The organism is Proteus sp. FZP2095 (assembly GCF_023701425.1).
Lineage (GTDB): Bacteria > Pseudomonadota > Gammaproteobacteria > Enterobacterales > Enterobacteriaceae > Proteus > Proteus cibarius.
In genome coordinates, this window is the sequence record NZ_JAMQBJ010000001.1 from 1,772,975 (window position 1) to 1,788,001 (window position 15,027).

General features: G+C 36.6%; 16 protein-coding genes. 5 read left to right on the forward strand and 11 right to left on the reverse strand.

From position 1 onward, the window contains the following. Positions 1-118: 118 nt before the first annotated feature. From NBG71_RS08645 to galE, 6 genes are all read right to left on the reverse strand, one after another. Entirely contained in the window at positions 119-1,753 is a 1,635-nt protein-coding gene (locus tag NBG71_RS08645; protein ID WP_075670912.1) for a sodium/sugar symporter, read from the reverse strand. 330 nt (positions 1,754-2,083) lie between these two features. Further along, a complete protein-coding gene (locus tag NBG71_RS08650) occupies positions 2,084-3,094 on the reverse strand; it encodes a substrate-binding domain-containing protein (protein WP_075670910.1) in 1,011 nt (336 codons plus the stop codon). Positions 3,095-3,275: 181 nt separating this feature from the next. After that, positions 3,276-4,346, reverse strand: coding sequence for a galactose-1-epimerase (gene galM, locus NBG71_RS08655; protein WP_099659341.1), 1,071 nt, complete (start codon positions 4,344-4,346; stop codon positions 3,276-3,278). Further along, positions 4,346-5,506 carry a galactokinase gene (gene galK / locus NBG71_RS08660; protein WP_109392921.1) on the reverse strand — a complete coding sequence of 387 codons (1,161 nt, stop codon included), beginning with the start codon at positions 5,504-5,506 and terminating at the stop codon, positions 4,346-4,348. Before galK ends, galM begins: the two co-directional genes overlap by 1 nt. Positions 5,507-5,638: 132 nt before the next feature. After that, the gene (locus NBG71_RS08665) at positions 5,639-6,694 is read right to left on the reverse strand and encodes a UDP-glucose--hexose-1-phosphate uridylyltransferase (protein ID WP_250916778.1); all 1,056 of its coding nucleotides are present in this window, start codon (positions 6,692-6,694) and stop codon (positions 5,639-5,641) included. Between the two features lie 45 nt (positions 6,695-6,739). Beyond that, a complete protein-coding gene (gene galE, locus NBG71_RS08670) occupies positions 6,740-7,756 on the reverse strand; it encodes a UDP-glucose 4-epimerase GalE (RefSeq protein WP_075670902.1) in 1,017 nt (338 codons plus the stop codon). 581 nt (positions 7,757-8,337) lie between these two features. Here galE and ghrB point away from each other — a divergent pair. Continuing rightward, complete coding sequence (ghrB, locus tag NBG71_RS08675) at positions 8,338-9,297, forward strand: glyoxylate/hydroxypyruvate reductase GhrB (protein ID WP_099659338.1); 960 nt, start codon at positions 8,338-8,340, stop codon at positions 9,295-9,297. An 82-nt stretch (positions 9,298-9,379) separates the two neighbouring features. Here ghrB and NBG71_RS08680 read toward each other — a convergent pair whose 3' ends face one another. After that, positions 9,380-10,294, reverse strand: a complete 915-nt coding sequence (locus NBG71_RS08680) for a cation diffusion facilitator family transporter (RefSeq protein WP_075670950.1) — start codon at positions 10,292-10,294, stop codon at positions 9,380-9,382. 536 nt (positions 10,295-10,830) lie between these two features. Here NBG71_RS08680 and NBG71_RS08685 point away from each other — a divergent pair. After that, the gene (locus NBG71_RS08685; RefSeq protein ID WP_036934874.1) at positions 10,831-11,268 is read left to right on the forward strand and encodes a universal stress protein; all 438 of its coding nucleotides are present in this window, start codon (positions 10,831-10,833) and stop codon (positions 11,266-11,268) included. 88 nt (positions 11,269-11,356) lie between these two features. On the opposite strand, the gene eco is transcribed toward NBG71_RS08685, so the two are convergent. After that, positions 11,357-11,836 carry a serine protease inhibitor ecotin gene (gene eco, locus NBG71_RS08690; protein ID WP_036912483.1) on the reverse strand — a complete coding sequence of 160 codons (480 nt, stop codon included), beginning with the start codon at positions 11,834-11,836 and terminating at the stop codon, positions 11,357-11,359. A 264-nt stretch (positions 11,837-12,100) separates the two neighbouring features. Here eco and NBG71_RS08695 point away from each other — a divergent pair, with 264 nt between their 5' ends. Both NBG71_RS08695 and NBG71_RS08700 read left to right on the forward strand, forming a co-directional pair. Continuing rightward, positions 12,101-12,316 (forward strand): DUF465 domain-containing protein, encoded by a 216-nt coding sequence (locus NBG71_RS08695; RefSeq protein WP_006533649.1) that lies wholly within the window; start codon positions 12,101-12,103, stop codon positions 12,314-12,316. 111 nt (positions 12,317-12,427) lie between these two features. Beyond that, the gene (locus NBG71_RS08700; RefSeq protein WP_075670898.1) at positions 12,428-12,667 is read left to right on the forward strand and encodes a YecH family metal-binding protein; all 240 of its coding nucleotides are present in this window, start codon (positions 12,428-12,430) and stop codon (positions 12,665-12,667) included. 132 nt (positions 12,668-12,799) lie between these two features. Here NBG71_RS08700 and NBG71_RS08705 read toward each other — a convergent pair whose 3' ends face one another. After that, positions 12,800-13,045 (reverse strand): DinI-like family protein, encoded by a 246-nt coding sequence (locus NBG71_RS08705; RefSeq protein WP_036934877.1) that lies wholly within the window; start codon positions 13,043-13,045, stop codon positions 12,800-12,802. Positions 13,046-13,224: 179 nt separating this feature from the next. Between NBG71_RS08705 and NBG71_RS08710 the strand changes: the two genes are divergently transcribed. After that, on the forward strand, positions 13,225-13,575 hold the full coding sequence (locus tag NBG71_RS08710; protein WP_075670896.1) for a nitrous oxide-stimulated promoter family protein: 351 nt from the start codon (positions 13,225-13,227) through the stop codon (positions 13,573-13,575). Here NBG71_RS08710 and NBG71_RS08715 read toward each other — a convergent pair. Continuing rightward, entirely contained in the window at positions 13,553-14,110 is a 558-nt protein-coding gene (locus tag NBG71_RS08715) for a GNAT family N-acetyltransferase (RefSeq protein ID WP_075670894.1), read from the reverse strand. The two genes, NBG71_RS08710 and NBG71_RS08715, sit on opposite strands and share 23 nt — an antisense overlap. Positions 14,111-14,191: 81 nt before the next feature. After that, entirely contained in the window at positions 14,192-14,707 is a 516-nt protein-coding gene (locus tag NBG71_RS08720; RefSeq protein WP_159363476.1) for a bactofilin family protein, read from the reverse strand. Between the last annotated feature and the right edge of the window lie 320 nt (positions 14,708-15,027).

Sequence of the window (15,027 nt, forward strand, 5' to 3'; positions counted from 1 at the left end):
TTAAGTACAGAAATAGCAAATCTCGAACACAAAAAAAGCAGATGGTATAACCATCTGCTTTTTATCGTTGTGTAGAGTATTTTTAGATTTAGAAAATTAACCAATCACAATCTTGTTATTACCAGAATACCGCGTAAAGCACACACAAGATGATCATAATGGCATAGGAAGCGATGTTAAAACCGCTCTGTGTTTTAAACGTTTTATCAGTTAATGCAATAGCGCCTTCACTATCATCTGTTTTCGTTGAAGTTAAACTAACTAATGCAATTACGACTGTTGTAAACATAAAGGTGTACATCATTTGATCAAGGAATGGCATACCCAATGGCATTAATTTTAGGAACAATGCGAACGGTATAGATAAGACCACACCAATAATTGCACCTTTTGCATTCGTTTTTTTCCAGAATAAACCTAGGAGGAATACCGCTAAAATTCCTGGGCTTACTAAACCTGTATATTCCTGAATATATTGGAATGCCTGATCGATACCACCCAATAATGGCGCAATAAAGCAAGCAATAATTAAAGCAACTACTGCACTAATACGACCCACATTCACTAACCGTGTTTCAGAAGCTTTTGGTCCAATATATTCTTTATAGATATCCATCGTGAAAATAGTCGCGATAGAGTTAAGCATAGATGCCAAAGATGAAACTATTGCAGCGGCAAGTGCAGCAAAAACAACACCTTTTGCACCTACTGGCAAGAACTGAGTTAACCAAGGATAGGCTTTATCTGCTTGTGATAACGTTGGGATATGCTCTTGTGCCATTGTCCCTAACCCCGCCATTAATTCAGGGTTAGTGGTAATAACAAATGCAGCAATACCAGGCACAACGACCAGAACAGGCACAATCAGTTTTAAAAACGCTGCAAACACGAGCCCTTTTTGTGCTTCATTGATAGATTTAGCGGCTAAAGCACGTTGGATAATGTATTGGTTAAAGCCCCAATAATAAAGATTAGCAACCCATAAACCACCAATCAGCACCGCGATACCCGGTAAGTTCATAAATTGCGGGTTATCTTTCTCTAAGATCATTTTAAAGTGATCTGGCGCGGCTTGTGTCATTTTGCTCAAACCTTCCATGATCCCACCATCTCCGCCGATATAGCTGACGGCTAATACTGTGGTAAATAGGCCACCAAGGATAAGGAAGAACACTTGCACCACGTCTGTCCACGCAACAGCAGAGAGTCCGCCATAAAGTGAATAGATAACTGCAAATAATGCTAAACCAATAATGGCATACATCATTGGTACACCAAGGATGGTTTCTAATGCCAATGAACCTAAATAAAGTACCGATGTTAAGTTAACAAAGATAAATAACGCTAACCAAAACACCGCAAGAATGGTTTTTAAGTTACGACTTTTAAAACGATTCTCAACAAATTCAGGAATGGTATAAATACCTTTTTCAATAAAAACTGGTAAAAAGTATTTTGCAACAATAATTAATGTCAGTGCTGCCATCCATTCATAAGATGCGATAGCAAGACCAATGGAGAAACCAGAACCAGACATACCAATGAATTGTTCTGCTGAAATATTAGCTGCAATAAGCGAAGAACCAATTGCCCACCAAGGAAGGGTTTTACCTGCAAGAAAATAATCCTTTGTTCCTTTTTTCTCACCATCCTTGGAACGAGAAACCCATAATCCTAGACTAATAATAATCACGACATAGAGGGCAAAAATTGCATAGTCTATTGTGCTTAACCCAACACCTTCTGTATGCATAATATTTTCCTTTCAGACCCATAGAGAGAATAGGATTTTAATGTAAACGTTTTCACAATCTTTTTCCGTTACTCTGTTCACAATTTTATCGCTTATGTTACGTAAATGGATCATAAAGTAGGAAAACAAACGATTACCATGACGAGTAAAGCCAAGTTTGCGCCTAAAATACGATGGTAACTTTATTTAATAAATTTCAGATATCTAAATAATTATTAAAAAAACCAAAAAGTGATAACGATTACACAAATCAAGTAAAAATAACCTCTTAATTTTATAGGGCTTATTAAGAGGATCGACTTGATTGAATAATAAATGAGGTAATTAAGATTAAGAGAGGTGGCTAAGATTAAAAACAGAATTACGTTGAACTAATGTTGGTGAAAAAATACGTTGTTTTTGTTCGAGCATTTCACCTTTAGAAAGCCTGATAGCCAGTGTTGCAGCTTGTTCCGCCATCATTTGTACAGGATAACGCACTGTGGTTAAACGAGGGTGGATATAGCGTGCAATTAATACGTCATCAAAGCCAATAACGGAAATTTTTTCAGGGACAGGGATTTCATTTTCATCAAGAACAGATAAAGCCCCTGCAGCCATAAAATCGTTGTAAGTCACTACAGCCGTAAAATCGATTGATTTGGTTAGCAGATGCATCATTGCCTTTTCGCCCCCTTCACCTTCCGGCTCACCATACTCAATATAGCTTTCAGGTAACTTGATGTTATTGGCTTCTAATGCAGCTTTATAACCTGCAAGACGCTGAGTTGTATCTTCAATATGATGAGTTGATGAAATATAAGCAATTTTGGTATGACCTTGACGGATCAGATGCTCTGTTGCCATCCATGCCCCTTTATAATTATCTAAAGCGACACAACGCTCAGCAATTTCAGGAATAAAGCGGTTAATCAACACCATGCTTTTAACTTCATTAGCATAAGCTAACAATTCTTCATCAGAGAGTGCTTTTGAGTGGATCACCAGGCCATCACAACGACTATTAATCAACAACTCGATAGATTGGCGTTCATCTTGAGCATCATGATAACCATTACAGACCAAGATGTGTTTTCCTGATTGTCTTGCAACATTATCAACCGCTTTCACTAGTGTGCCAAAAAAGGGATCGGAAACATCATGCACTAAAACACCCAATGTTTGCGTACTCTGACTAACCAAAGCCCTTGCAGCCGCATTAGGTCGATAGCCTAATTTTTGCATCGCTGCATTAACGGTTTCTATAGATGCTTGGCTTGCTTTCGGCGAGTTATTAATGACTCTAGACACAGTCGCAACAGAAACACCGGCTTCCTTTGCTACATCTTTGATAGTCGCCATATCCACTCCTTATGGATCACCTTATTCATGGTTAATAAATAACGAGCCGTTAATCTACAAACAAAGAAAAAGGGAGTAATAGAATTTAAGTGGCCTGATTATCAGCGAAGAAGTGAAATTTAAAAAGTAAAAAGATCAAATAAATAGTGAAAAGGAAAGCGTTTACACTTTCCTTTTATTGTTACGAGTAAAACTTATAGATTGTTTGGCTATTCCACGCTGTATTTGCAGGCAAAACACCTTGGTTTTCATGCCATTCTGGATGATTAGGGCCATCTGGGAAATATTGTGTTTCTAATGCCAATCCTGAGTAATTGCCGTAATGGCGACTCTTTCCTTTTGTTCCTACCAAAAAGTTGCCCGTATAGAATTGGACAGAAGGCATGGTTGTAAAGACATCCATTTTGAGCTCACCCTCAGGTGCAATAACGGTTGCAACAGGGGTTTTATCTTCAATCACTTTTTTATCTAAAATAAACGCATGATCATAGCCATTTGCGGCTTTTTGGCACTCATCTACCATAAAATCAAGGCCAATACGTTTTAATTTTCGAAAATCAAACCCTGTTCCTATTACGCTTGCAAACTCACCCGTAGGAATATTGCCTTCACCATTTTTCAAATAATGAGTCGCACAAATTCTTAAATCATGTTCAAGTGCTGTGCGCTCAGTATGTTCGCCCGCAAGATTGAAATAAGCATGGTTAGTTAAGCTTAATGGTGTAGTTTTATCACTCATCGCCTGATAATCAATGCATACTTCATTATTATTTGTCAGTGTATAGGTTACACTTACTTTCACAGTACCGGGAAAACCTTGATCGCCATCATTAGAAATTAGTGAGAAAGTAACAGATTGAGAAGATTGCGCAGTGATCCCCCAGCGTAGATGGCTAAAGTTTTGCTTACCACCATGTAAGGTATTTTGGCCTTCATTCGCACTAATTTTATATTCTTGACCTTCTACTACAAATTTAGCCCCTGCAATGCGATTAGCAAATCGTCCAACCGTTGCGCCTAAATATGCTGTTTGTTGTTTATGGGCATTCATATCCGCAGAGCCTAATAACACATCTCGACGATATCCATTAACCGGTACAATACAAGTTAACCACGTTGCACCAATATCCATTAAAGAAATAGACATACCAAAACGATTTTTAAGCACCACGACTTGTGCAGGTTTTCCATCTAATGCAGGTTGTGCTGTCATTTGTTCAGGTTCAAGAAAACGAAGCTCATTAGTCGCCATTATTTTGCCTCCGAATAGCCCGCTCCTTGGCTTGCAGAGCAGACATAAATAGTTTCTTTTAATCCTGTTTTAGCTTCGTATTGCGCCTTAACAGAGTCAACGACTTTATCAACTAAATCTGGTGTCACTAATGCTACGACACAACCACCAAATCCACCACCCGTCATTCTTACTCCACCACGATCACCAATCACCGATTTCACGATTTCAACCAATGAATCAACCTCTTTGACTGTGATTTCAAAATCATCACGCATTGAGTGATGTGATTGCATCATTAGCTGACTCAATGTGGTTAAATCACCACGGCGTAAGGCTTCTGCGGCGTCTAATGTACGGCTGTTTTCAGTAATAACATGGCGTGCCCGACGATAAACCACATCACTCATTAATGCTTTTTTAGCGACTAGATCCTCTAATGAGGCATCTCTTAATGCAGTCACATTTAAAATATGAGCGGCCTCTTCACACTGTTGGCGACGGGTATTGTACTCACTATCAACTAAGCCACGCTTTTTATTGGTATTGATAATCATCACAACCATATTTTCAGGCATCGTTACGGCTGACGTTTCTAATGAACGACAATCGATTAATAGTGCATGATTTTCTTCACCACAAGCCGAAATAAGCTGATCCATAATGCCACAGTTACAACCAACAAATTGGTTTTCTGCTTTTTGGCCATTTAATGCAATCTCTTTTTGGCTAATAGGTAACTGATAAAGTGTTTTAAGCGTTTGGCCAATGGCAACTTCTAACGCAGCAGAAGAACTTAATCCTGCACCTTGAGGAACATTTCCAGATATCGCGATATCCATACCATGAAAAGAGTAGTTATCTTTTTGTAGAAAATGAATAACACCACGAACATAGTTAGCCCACATTTTATTAGGTAAAAACTCAATACTGTTATCAAGGTTAAATTCATCAACTTCATTTTGGTAATCAACCGCAATGACACGAATAATGTTATCTTCTCGTTTTGCTGCGGCAACGACCATTTGATAATTAATGGCACAAGGTAAAACAAACCCATCATTATAATCAGTGTGCTCACCAATAAGATTTACCCTACCAGGCGCTTGAATAAAATGTGTAGGTGCGTAACCAAAAATAGATGAAAATGAACGAGTCACATTATTAATAAGTGCCTGCATAATAAATCCTTAGCTTAAAATTAAGTAATAAAAATCCCACCACAACATTATGTAAATAATGAGATGTTTGATTTAATTTATTTCGTGCGCAAAAAGCAGATTAATTAAAATACCTTGCCATATCGCAGGTCATTAACGTTGCTCTTTATAATGAATGTCACTTAATTGACGTAAATTATTCGCAGCTTGTTCTGGCGTTAGATCTCTTTGCGATTCCGCCAGCATTTCATATCCCACCATAAATTTTCGTACAGTGGCTGAGCGTAATAATGGTGGATAATAAAGCGCATGTAATTGCCAATGATCGATATTTCTATCATCTTTAAAAGAAGGCGCAAAATGCCATCCCATGGAATAAGGGAAAGAACAGCGGAATAAATTATCATAACGACTTGTTAATTTTTTCATGGCAATAGCAAGATCATCTCGCTGAGCACTATTTAATTCACTCATTCTACGAATATGTACTTTAGGTAATAACATCGTTTCATAAGGCCAAGAAGCCCAATAAGGTACTATCGCCAGCCAATGCTCTGTTTCAACGACAGTGCGACTTGTATCTTTACATTCAGCATCAACATAATCGATTAATAGATTGCGCCCGTATTTTTCAAAATAAGCTTTTAATTGCGTATCTTTTCGCGCTAATTCATTAGGTAAGAAATCACTCGCCCAAATCTGTCCATGAGGATGAGGTTGAGAGCACCCCATCGTTTCTCCTTTATTCTCAAACACTTGAACCCAAAGGTATTCTTTGCTGAGTTCTTCTATTTGGTTATCCCAAGTATCAACAATTTTACGTAAACTACTGACGGGTAATTCAGGAATAGTTTTTCCATGATCAGGAGAGAAACAGACGACTCGACTAATTCCTCTTACTGCTTGAGTTTGAAATAAAGGATTTGATGAGGGCTCAACATAATATTCATCTTGTAACAACGCAGAGTGGTCATTATTAAAGACATACGTTCCGGTGTAATCTGGATTTTTATCACCAGAGACTCGGGTGTTATTCGGACACAAATAGCAGTGAGGATCATAAGAGGGAAATGTCGCAATCTGAGGCTTTTCATCTTTGCCATTCCAAGGTCGTTTCGCTCTATGTGGTGAAACTAAAATCCACTGGCCAGTTAGCGGATTATAACGACGATGAGGATGTTCAACAGGATCAAAAATCAGTTTTGACATAACCTTCTCTCTTATTTATTCAAGATTATCTGAATACTTAAAATCTTATTTCAGATAACCATTTGGGTTTTGTAACTGCCAACGCCAAGCATCCGCAGCCATATCATCAATTGAACGAATAGCTTTCCAGTGTAAATCTTTCTCTGCTTTTGCAGGGCTTGACCAACATTCTGCAATATCGCCAGGACGACGAGCTTGTAATTGATAAGGGATAGGTTTACCACTAGCTTTACGAAATGCTTCAATCATTTCAATCACACTAGTACCGTTACCTGTTCCCAGATTATAAATATGTAAGCCCGCTTTTTTACCTAACGCATTTAATGCTGCTATATGACCATCAGCCAGATCCATAACATGGATATAATCACGAACACCTGTACCGTCTTTTGTTGGGTAATCATCACCAAAGACAGCCACTTGTTCACGACGACCAATTGCCACTTGAGAAATATAAGGGGTTAAATTATTAGGAATACCTTTAGGATCTTCCCCCATCGTACCTGATGGATGCGCCCCTACTGGGTTAAAGTAACGTAGCAAACTAATAGACCAACTTTCATCCGCAACAAATAAGTCAGATAAAATGCGCTCAACCATATATTTACTGGTGCCATAAGGGTTAGTTGTGCCCCCTACTGGCGAATCTTCAGTAATAGGAACAACTTGAGGGTCACCATAAACTGTCGCAGATGAGCTAAAGATAATGCTTTTTACGCCCGCATCACGCATACAACGCACTAGCACCAATGTGCCATTAACATTGTTGTCATAATATTCAATTGGCTTCTGAACAGATTCACCAACCGCTTTCAATCCCGCAAAATGAATAACAGACTGAATAGAATGCTTAGCAAAGATTGATGCCAATAACTGGTCATCACGAATATCACCGTTATAAAACAGAGGGCGTTTACCTGTTAGGGCTTCAACACGGTTAAGGACTTCTTCATTCGCATTGCTAAGGTTATCTAAAATAATTGGTGTCATGCCTGCTTCAATCATTTGTACGCAAGTATGACTACCGATATATCCCATACCACCTGTCACTAATATTTCCACATTCACCTCTTTTGATTCAATTCAACGGAAAAGCGCAAGACGGTTTCTGTTCACTGACACAGAGTTTAGCAAGATCAATCGAATCATTTCGTGATCAAACCGACATTTAGTGTAAACGTTTACACGCTTTTCGCACACACTTAAACTTTATAAAAATCTTAGTTTAGAATTACATTACAGTATGTTAATAAAATACGTAATACATCCCACCTCTTCATCACTAAAAATAATACCCATTTAAAGTAAACGATTACAGCCCAATCAATTAGTTAATTACATGATAAAACTGACATTCAATACGCTTTATCATACCTTATTAACTTCCCTGCTAATATGTTTAAGCGGGGTATGAACACTCTCAATAAAATGCTTACAGTTTAATAAGTGTTTTATTGAATAACTTAATAAGTGTTTTATTGCATAGATACTCTAAATAATTCAAGTCACAGCTAGGCGGCAAGTGAATGAGTCGCTAGGAGCATACATTAGTATGTGACTAGTGCGAATGAACGTAGCCAACAACGCTGTGGCTTGAAGTATGACGAGTATCGAAGAATGACGAGTATCTAATGGAGAACATAATGAAGCCGATTGTCTTGCTCTACCAAGATCTTCCTGAAAAACTGTACAAAAAACTATCTGATTTTGCTGATATCAAACAATTTAAAACGCTCTCTTTAGGATCTGATAATTTTCGTTCCGCACTTGCCAATGCTTCTGGTCTACTCGGTGCTGGTGGCAATATTGATGAAAACTTCATTAACCAAGCCCCTCATTTAAAAGCCGTTTCAACAGTTTCTGTTGGCTATGATAATGTTGATGTTAATGCACTCACCAAACGTAATATCAAACTAATGCATACTCCAACCGTGTTAACAGATACCGTTGCAGATACCATGATGGGATTAGTACTTGCCGTAGCAAGACGAGTTCCTGAACTTGCTGATAATGTTAAACAAGGTTTATGGGTTAAAGGTATCACTTCTGATTGGTACGGTACTGATGTTCATCATAAAACCATGGGTATTATTGGTATGGGCCGAATAGGAAAAGCTTTGGCACAACGTGCACATTTTGGTTTTAATATGAATATTCTTTATCACTCACGTACAGAATATACAGATGTGAATGATAAATTTTCTGCAAAGCATTGTTCTTTAGAAGACTTATTACAGCAATCTGATTTCGTCTGTATCACGTTACCATTAACACCAGAAACGCATCATTTAATGGGTCAAAAACAATTTTCGATGATGAAACCTGATGCTTATTTAATTAATGCAGGACGTGGCGCAGTGGTGGACGAATTAGCACTCATCAGTGCATTAGAACAAAAAGAGATCGCTGGTGCTGGGCTGGATGTTTTTGAAAAAGAGCCTCTATCTTCATCTTCACCTTTATTAACAATGAAGAATGTCGTCGCTGTTCCGCATATTGGCTCTGCAACAAAAGAGACTCGCTATGCGATGGCTGAATGTGCAGTCGATAATCTAATTGCGGCACTGAGTAATAATATAAAAGAAAACTGCGTCAATTTCTAAAGTGGTAAATAGCGCTTTTTGAGATACAAAAAAAGGTAATGAAAATCTATCATTACCTTTTTTATTAGATACTCAAATAAGTTTAAGCGGGATCAACGTGCGCCATCACACTCAGGATCTGTTTATTTTGCAAAACCTTATTACGTGCATTTACAACAATCTCATGACTTTCACTGACAGTGAGTTCACCTTTGATTTCAAGGTGAACGTCTACAAGTAAATAATCACCTGAACGACGAGTCTTTAAATCATGAACGCCTTGCACGCCCGGTGTTGAAACCAGCATCTGTTTAATCTCTTCTAGCGTTTCTTCATCTGCCCCTCTGTCCATTAAATCTTGCAGAGCTTGATAAGTAAAACGCCATCCCATACGGCCGACAAATAGTCCGACAATTAATGCTGCTAATGGGTCAAAAAATTTAAATCCAGCCAAACTTCCGATAATACCAATTGCAACAACTAATGAAGAAGCAGCATCAGAACGCGCATGCCAAGCATTTGCAACTAACATAGTTGAGTCCACTTTTTTTGCAACCGCAAGCATATAGCGGAATAATCCTTCTTTAGCCGCTAATGCAAGTAAAGCCACATATAAAGCAACACTATGAACTTCAGGAATAGTAGATGGATCTAAAATTTTATGAATGGCAGAAAATACCATTCCGACACCAACAATTAATAAAATAGTCCCAAGAATAAGTGATGCCGCATTTTCATAACGAAAGTGCCCATAAGGGTGATCCGCATCAGGTTGTTTCTGACTACCTTTATTGGCAATTAAAACAACAAAGTCAGCAATAAGATCAGAAAGCGAGTGAATACCATCAGCAATTAAACCTTGAGAGTGTGAGAAAAAGCCCACTGTAATTTGCCAAATGGATAAAACGATATTGACAAAAACACTCACTAACGTGCTTTTTTTAGCTGCCTTAAATTTTTCAGACTGTTTATTATCAGCCCGATCCAACTCAATATCATCAATGTGATTATGTGTCATAATAATAATCTTATTTGGTTTTAAATAGCCTACTCTATTGCCATAGATAAATAGAGTTCCATAGGTTATTTCAGGTTCCATAACTCATTGGTGAGGATAAAGGACGACTCTGAATAACAATCCAGTTTAGGGACTAAGATTGCTGTCCAGACATCATATTGAGATGCCATTGCCTATTAATATGCCATATTTAAATCTTTCTGTCTCTTATTTTTATCAATAAAATCTTATAGATACAAAACAATAATATAATTGATAATCATTCTTTTATGCATTTTCTATTTTTAATGAAAAAAATAAAAGTTTATTTTTAATGCGACATTATTAATGTGCTTTTCTGTCAACAAGTTAAGGTATATAACTTATTTTTCATTATATTGTTAATATTATTTTAGTCTGTTTTTAATTTTTAATGCTTAATAATGTAAAGCAGTAAATAATCATTCTCACTCTTATTTAAAACACAGATCACAGCTATTTTTTACTATTAAGCGATAATGGTAAATATTTTAAACTAACGCTAAGTGAGGTTTGTAATGTATAAGAAAATCCTAGTTCCCATTGATATTTTAGAAGATGAACTTTCTCAGGAACTAATCGCTCACATTGAACAAATAGCAAAGGTGGGTAAACCTGAGATCCACTTCCTCACCGTTATTCCTAATGCTGAACTTTTCTTTGGTATCGAGTTTGCTGCGATTCCTGAAAAATTCAAAGATTCTTCAGAACGTACTCGTCTTGCTTTTGTTGCGCTACAAGAAATGATTAAAGATGCAAAAATTCCTGATGAGCAAATTGTATGTAATGTTGGCGTTGGTAACGCAAAAGATGAGATTTTAGAATATGCCCGTCACATTGATGCTGATTTAATTGCGATTGCTTCACATAGACCTAATGTTTCCTCTTATTTATTAGGCTCAACAGCGTCATCAATTGTACGACATGCCAAAATGTCAGTTTTAGTTATTCGCTAATATCTAGCTAAAATAACAACAAAGCCCTTTGTCTCAATAACAAAGGGCTTTTTAGCGAATGATGACCTATTCTAAATAAGGTTATCTATTATTTTTTAACTGAATCTTGAGTCGTCTCAGCTGCAGACCAAATACGATATTTTACATCAACATCTTTAGGTGCATAAACTACGATAGGTAATTTGCTGTTATAACGGATAAAGGCATCTGATCCCATATTTGCCTGTACAAAGGCATCTTTTTTCGTATTGTCAGCACATCCCATCATTGTTGACATTGGGCCATTTAAATCGCCAACAACATAATAGCTATAACCCCAACCTTCTAAATTCTTTTCATCTAAATCCGCACCAAACCACTGATGATTGCAATCTACTTTCAATTCTTTACCAATAATTAATTCAACTTGGTAATTGCTTTCATTATCTTTTTTCTCTAACTCGATAACATGACGAACTTGATTTTCTTGAGCCTTAGGATAAGGTGCAACTTTATCTAAACTGTCAGTAGCTTGTGCACACGCAGATAAAGACATTGCTGCTACTAAAGATAATATTACTTTGTTCATCACTCTCTCCATATTTACAGCGAACACTTCGCCGTTAACAAAATTATTCAGATGTTTTTATTACTCGTTATCCGAATACTAATATTTTTAGTGTTTGAATGCTAACATCTTAGTAAATAATACTATGAGTGGATAATTCTGAATGTTTTAAAAAGAAAAATCACGTTTTTTCATGAAATGTAAATTTGTGATGCTCTACCATGCAGATAACCAATCTATGATTATACTGAAATAGAGACCCAATTTCTTTTCATAGGAGGTTATATGTTCTCAGATCAACAATCCCTTGTTTCTCAATTAAGAAATAGTGATCCCCGCTTTGAAGCTCTCTACGATAAACATCATCGACTCGATCAAGAAATTGCTAAACTAGAAGGTCCAAACGGAGCTGGCTATAACGATGAAGTTGCCAAACTAAAAAAAGAAAAGCTTCATCTTAAAGATGAAATGCAAAAAATACTTCAGCGAAGTGAAAAATAAGGCTCTTTTTAAGCGATGATATAATGTCATCGCTTTTTATGATTAAAAACAAAGATACCCTCTCATAAAGATGCATAATTAATATATCTTTTATTTTTTAGGGTACTCAATATGTCATCAATACATGGTCATGAAGTTTTACAAATGATCCTTTCTTCAAAGACTGCATTTACTAAAACATCGCTAATTGATGCTATCCATAAACAATTCGGCAATGACTCACGTTTTCATACGTGCTCAGCTGAAAATATGACAGCGACTGAATTAGTTGATTTCTTAGAAAGGAAAGGTAAATTTATTCCAGCAGAGGGTGGATTTACAACGAGTGAAAATAAGATTTGTCATCATTGATAGATATACAGTTTTAAAGCCCGATTGCCAGTGATTTCCTTTTCTATGTCATTGGCTTTTTATATAAACAAGTAAAAAGCCAATTCATTCTGACAATCGTAATTACTTTATTTACTAAATTTTTACTGCACTTTATTCATCGTCTGTTTGCAACCAACCATCATCTTCCCAAACGCTTTGAATAAGTTCCATTATGTGTTCATGCTTAGTTTCATCTTTTATGCCAGTGACTTGAATCGAGTTCATGCTACTAAAGGCAATACGAAACTGCATATCTGGATATTCTGGAATGATCTTTTTTCTCAGTTCGTGTTCTAAGAGCGGAAATAATGAGTCGGTTATCTTAGATTGTTTATTAAATAAAATTTCCACACGCATTGGTTTCACCATTTAAAGGCAAATAAACTGTATATAAATACAGTATTATATTCTAAGAAAAAAGAAAAGTCTTTTTGACAAAATTTTTTATGATTACGCATTAAATAATATTTTAGCGTCTCTATCGGCTTAATGATAAGATGCATAATAAATGCAACATATTACTAAGAGAGGAAGATATGTCAGGAAAAAGAATAAATCGTGAGAAAAAAACCATTCAAAAAATGGTGCACCTTTATGCTCATTCGCATCCTGAAGCTGACTCAGATTATTATCAACAATTAATCAATTATTCCTATAACCGATTAGATAAATGTCGCTATGGTGAAGATAAACCGGCCTGTAAACAATGCCCTATTCATTGCTATCAACCAGCCAAACGAGAAACGATGAAACAGATCATGCGATGGGCTGGTCCAAGAATGTTGATTTATCATCCAATTTTAGCAATACGTCATCTTATTGATGATAAAAAACCCGTTCCTCCTCTTCCTGAAAAAAAACGGTCTATTCGTTCGACTGAAAAATAAAATCAGACTTCTTCAAGCGATATAGAACATGCTCAGCAAGAGGATGTGCTTTATCTAATGCTGGATGAAAAAAACTATCAGATTGATACATACCTAGTTTTTGCATTACACCTTGAGATGGAAGGTTTGAAACTGCAGTAAAAGCAACAACCTCTTCTAATCCCAACGTTTCAAACGCATATTTAAATACAGCTAAAGCCGCTTCATAGGTATAGCCTTTTCGCCAAAATTTTTGCGCAATCCGCCAACCAATTTCTACGCAGGGATTAAATGGCAAAGGCGCTGCTGGAATATTTAACCCCACAAAACCAATAAATTCTTGAGTTTCTTTTAATTCAACAGCCCACATTCCCCATCCATTTTGCTGAATAAATTTTTCGCGGATAGTCTCAACCATATTATCACTTTCTAGTTGAGATAAAGTGCAAGGAAAGTAGCGCATCACTTCAGGTGAAGAGTTGATTTCAGAAAAAAATGGCGCTTTATCACTCTCACGCCATTCTCTTAGGTGTAGTCTGGGAGTATCTAAATTCATCGTTATTCTCTATTTATATAAAATTAAGACAATAGCGATAAAATAGGATAAGCAACGAACAATGAAAAGAAAAATGGTACTTTATTTTTTATTTTCTTTTAGTTGGTTTTCTACTGGAGTAGCAACTTTATCTTTATTTGCATTAGAGCTCTCTTTTATTGAAACAACACGTTGTTGAGCAACTGATTTGGCTTGATGTTCAACTTGCTCTGATTGCCCAGTAAAAATACCACCACGCTTAATAGACATACTGCCACAACGACTAGTACCACGTAATTCACCGTGTTCTAAGATATCTAAATTATTTGCAGCACAGATGCCTTTTACAAAACCATCAATAATAATATCAGGTGCTGTTAATTCACCTTCAACTTGTCCGGCATGCATAACACGAATAACGCCATCTTTGACATTAATATTGCCGGCTACTTTACCCCAAATTTGGATATCGCCTTCAACATTAATATCGCCTTGGAATACCGTTCCTTTTGCAATAATCGTGTATAGTTTTTGCTCTGGCATCGGTTTTTTCTCTTCTGTTATTACTGGTGCAACAGGCTCTGCTGCTTTTGGTGTTTCAGTTTTACGACTAAACATAGCGGCTTTTTTTAACCTCAACGTCATAGAATAAATAATAATGCTAAAAATTAGGATTAGAATAATCAAAAACTCGCCAGCCATCTGATAACGCCAAAAGGCAATTAAGGCAAGAGTCCAAATGATCCATATCCCGCTGAATATAATATTTCGCAGTGTTCGCTTATTCTCCATAATTAGCTATATCCTTACCTCCCTGACAATAAATACACTTATGCATTCACCATTCTAATAAATAGATGACAAGCATAATGCCAGCAATAAGGCTATTATTACCTTTTAGTTTTTTGATTTGTTCCTTGACCAAAATAAGATTTAAT

What these genes read in the sequence shown, in the direction of transcription:
- NBG71_RS08645 (WP_075670912.1), bottom strand. Translation starts at nt 1,753, where the DNA reads ATGCATACAGAAGGTGTTGGGTTAAGCACAATAGACTATGCAATTTTT.
- NBG71_RS08650 (WP_075670910.1), bottom strand. Translation starts at nt 3,094, where the DNA reads ATGGCGACTATCAAAGATGTAGCAAAGGAAGCCGGTGTTTCTGTTGCG.
- galM (WP_099659341.1), bottom strand. Translation starts at nt 4,346, where the DNA reads ATGGCGACTAATGAGCTTCGTTTTCTTGAACCTGAACAAATGACAGCA.
- galK (WP_109392921.1), bottom strand. Translation starts at nt 5,506, where the DNA reads ATGCAGGCACTTATTAATAATGTGACTCGTTCATTTTCATCTATTTTT.
- NBG71_RS08665 (WP_250916778.1), bottom strand. Translation starts at nt 6,694, where the DNA reads ATGTCAAAACTGATTTTTGATCCTGTTGAACATCCTCATCGTCGTTAT.
- ghrB (WP_099659338.1), top strand. Translation starts at nt 8,338, where the DNA reads ATGAAGCCGATTGTCTTGCTCTACCAAGATCTTCCTGAAAAACTGTAC.
- NBG71_RS08680 (WP_075670950.1), bottom strand. Translation starts at nt 10,294, where the DNA reads ATGACACATAATCACATTGATGATATTGAGTTGGATCGGGCTGATAAT.
- NBG71_RS08685 (WP_036934874.1), top strand. Translation starts at nt 10,831, where the DNA reads ATGTATAAGAAAATCCTAGTTCCCATTGATATTTTAGAAGATGAACTT.
- eco (WP_036912483.1), bottom strand. Translation starts at nt 11,836, where the DNA reads ATGAACAAAGTAATATTATCTTTAGTAGCAGCAATGTCTTTATCTGCG.
- NBG71_RS08695 (WP_006533649.1), top strand. Translation starts at nt 12,101, where the DNA reads ATGTTCTCAGATCAACAATCCCTTGTTTCTCAATTAAGAAATAGTGAT.
- NBG71_RS08700 (WP_075670898.1), top strand. Translation starts at nt 12,428, where the DNA reads ATGTCATCAATACATGGTCATGAAGTTTTACAAATGATCCTTTCTTCA.
- NBG71_RS08705 (WP_036934877.1), bottom strand. Translation starts at nt 13,045, where the DNA reads ATGCGTGTGGAAATTTTATTTAATAAACAATCTAAGATAACCGACTCA.
- NBG71_RS08710 (WP_075670896.1), top strand. Translation starts at nt 13,225, where the DNA reads ATGTCAGGAAAAAGAATAAATCGTGAGAAAAAAACCATTCAAAAAATG.
- NBG71_RS08715 (WP_075670894.1), bottom strand. Translation starts at nt 14,110, where the DNA reads ATGAATTTAGATACTCCCAGACTACACCTAAGAGAATGGCGTGAGAGT.
- NBG71_RS08720 (WP_159363476.1), bottom strand. Translation starts at nt 14,707, where the DNA reads ATGTTTAGTCGTAAAACTGAAACACCAAAAGCAGCAGAGCCTGTTGCA.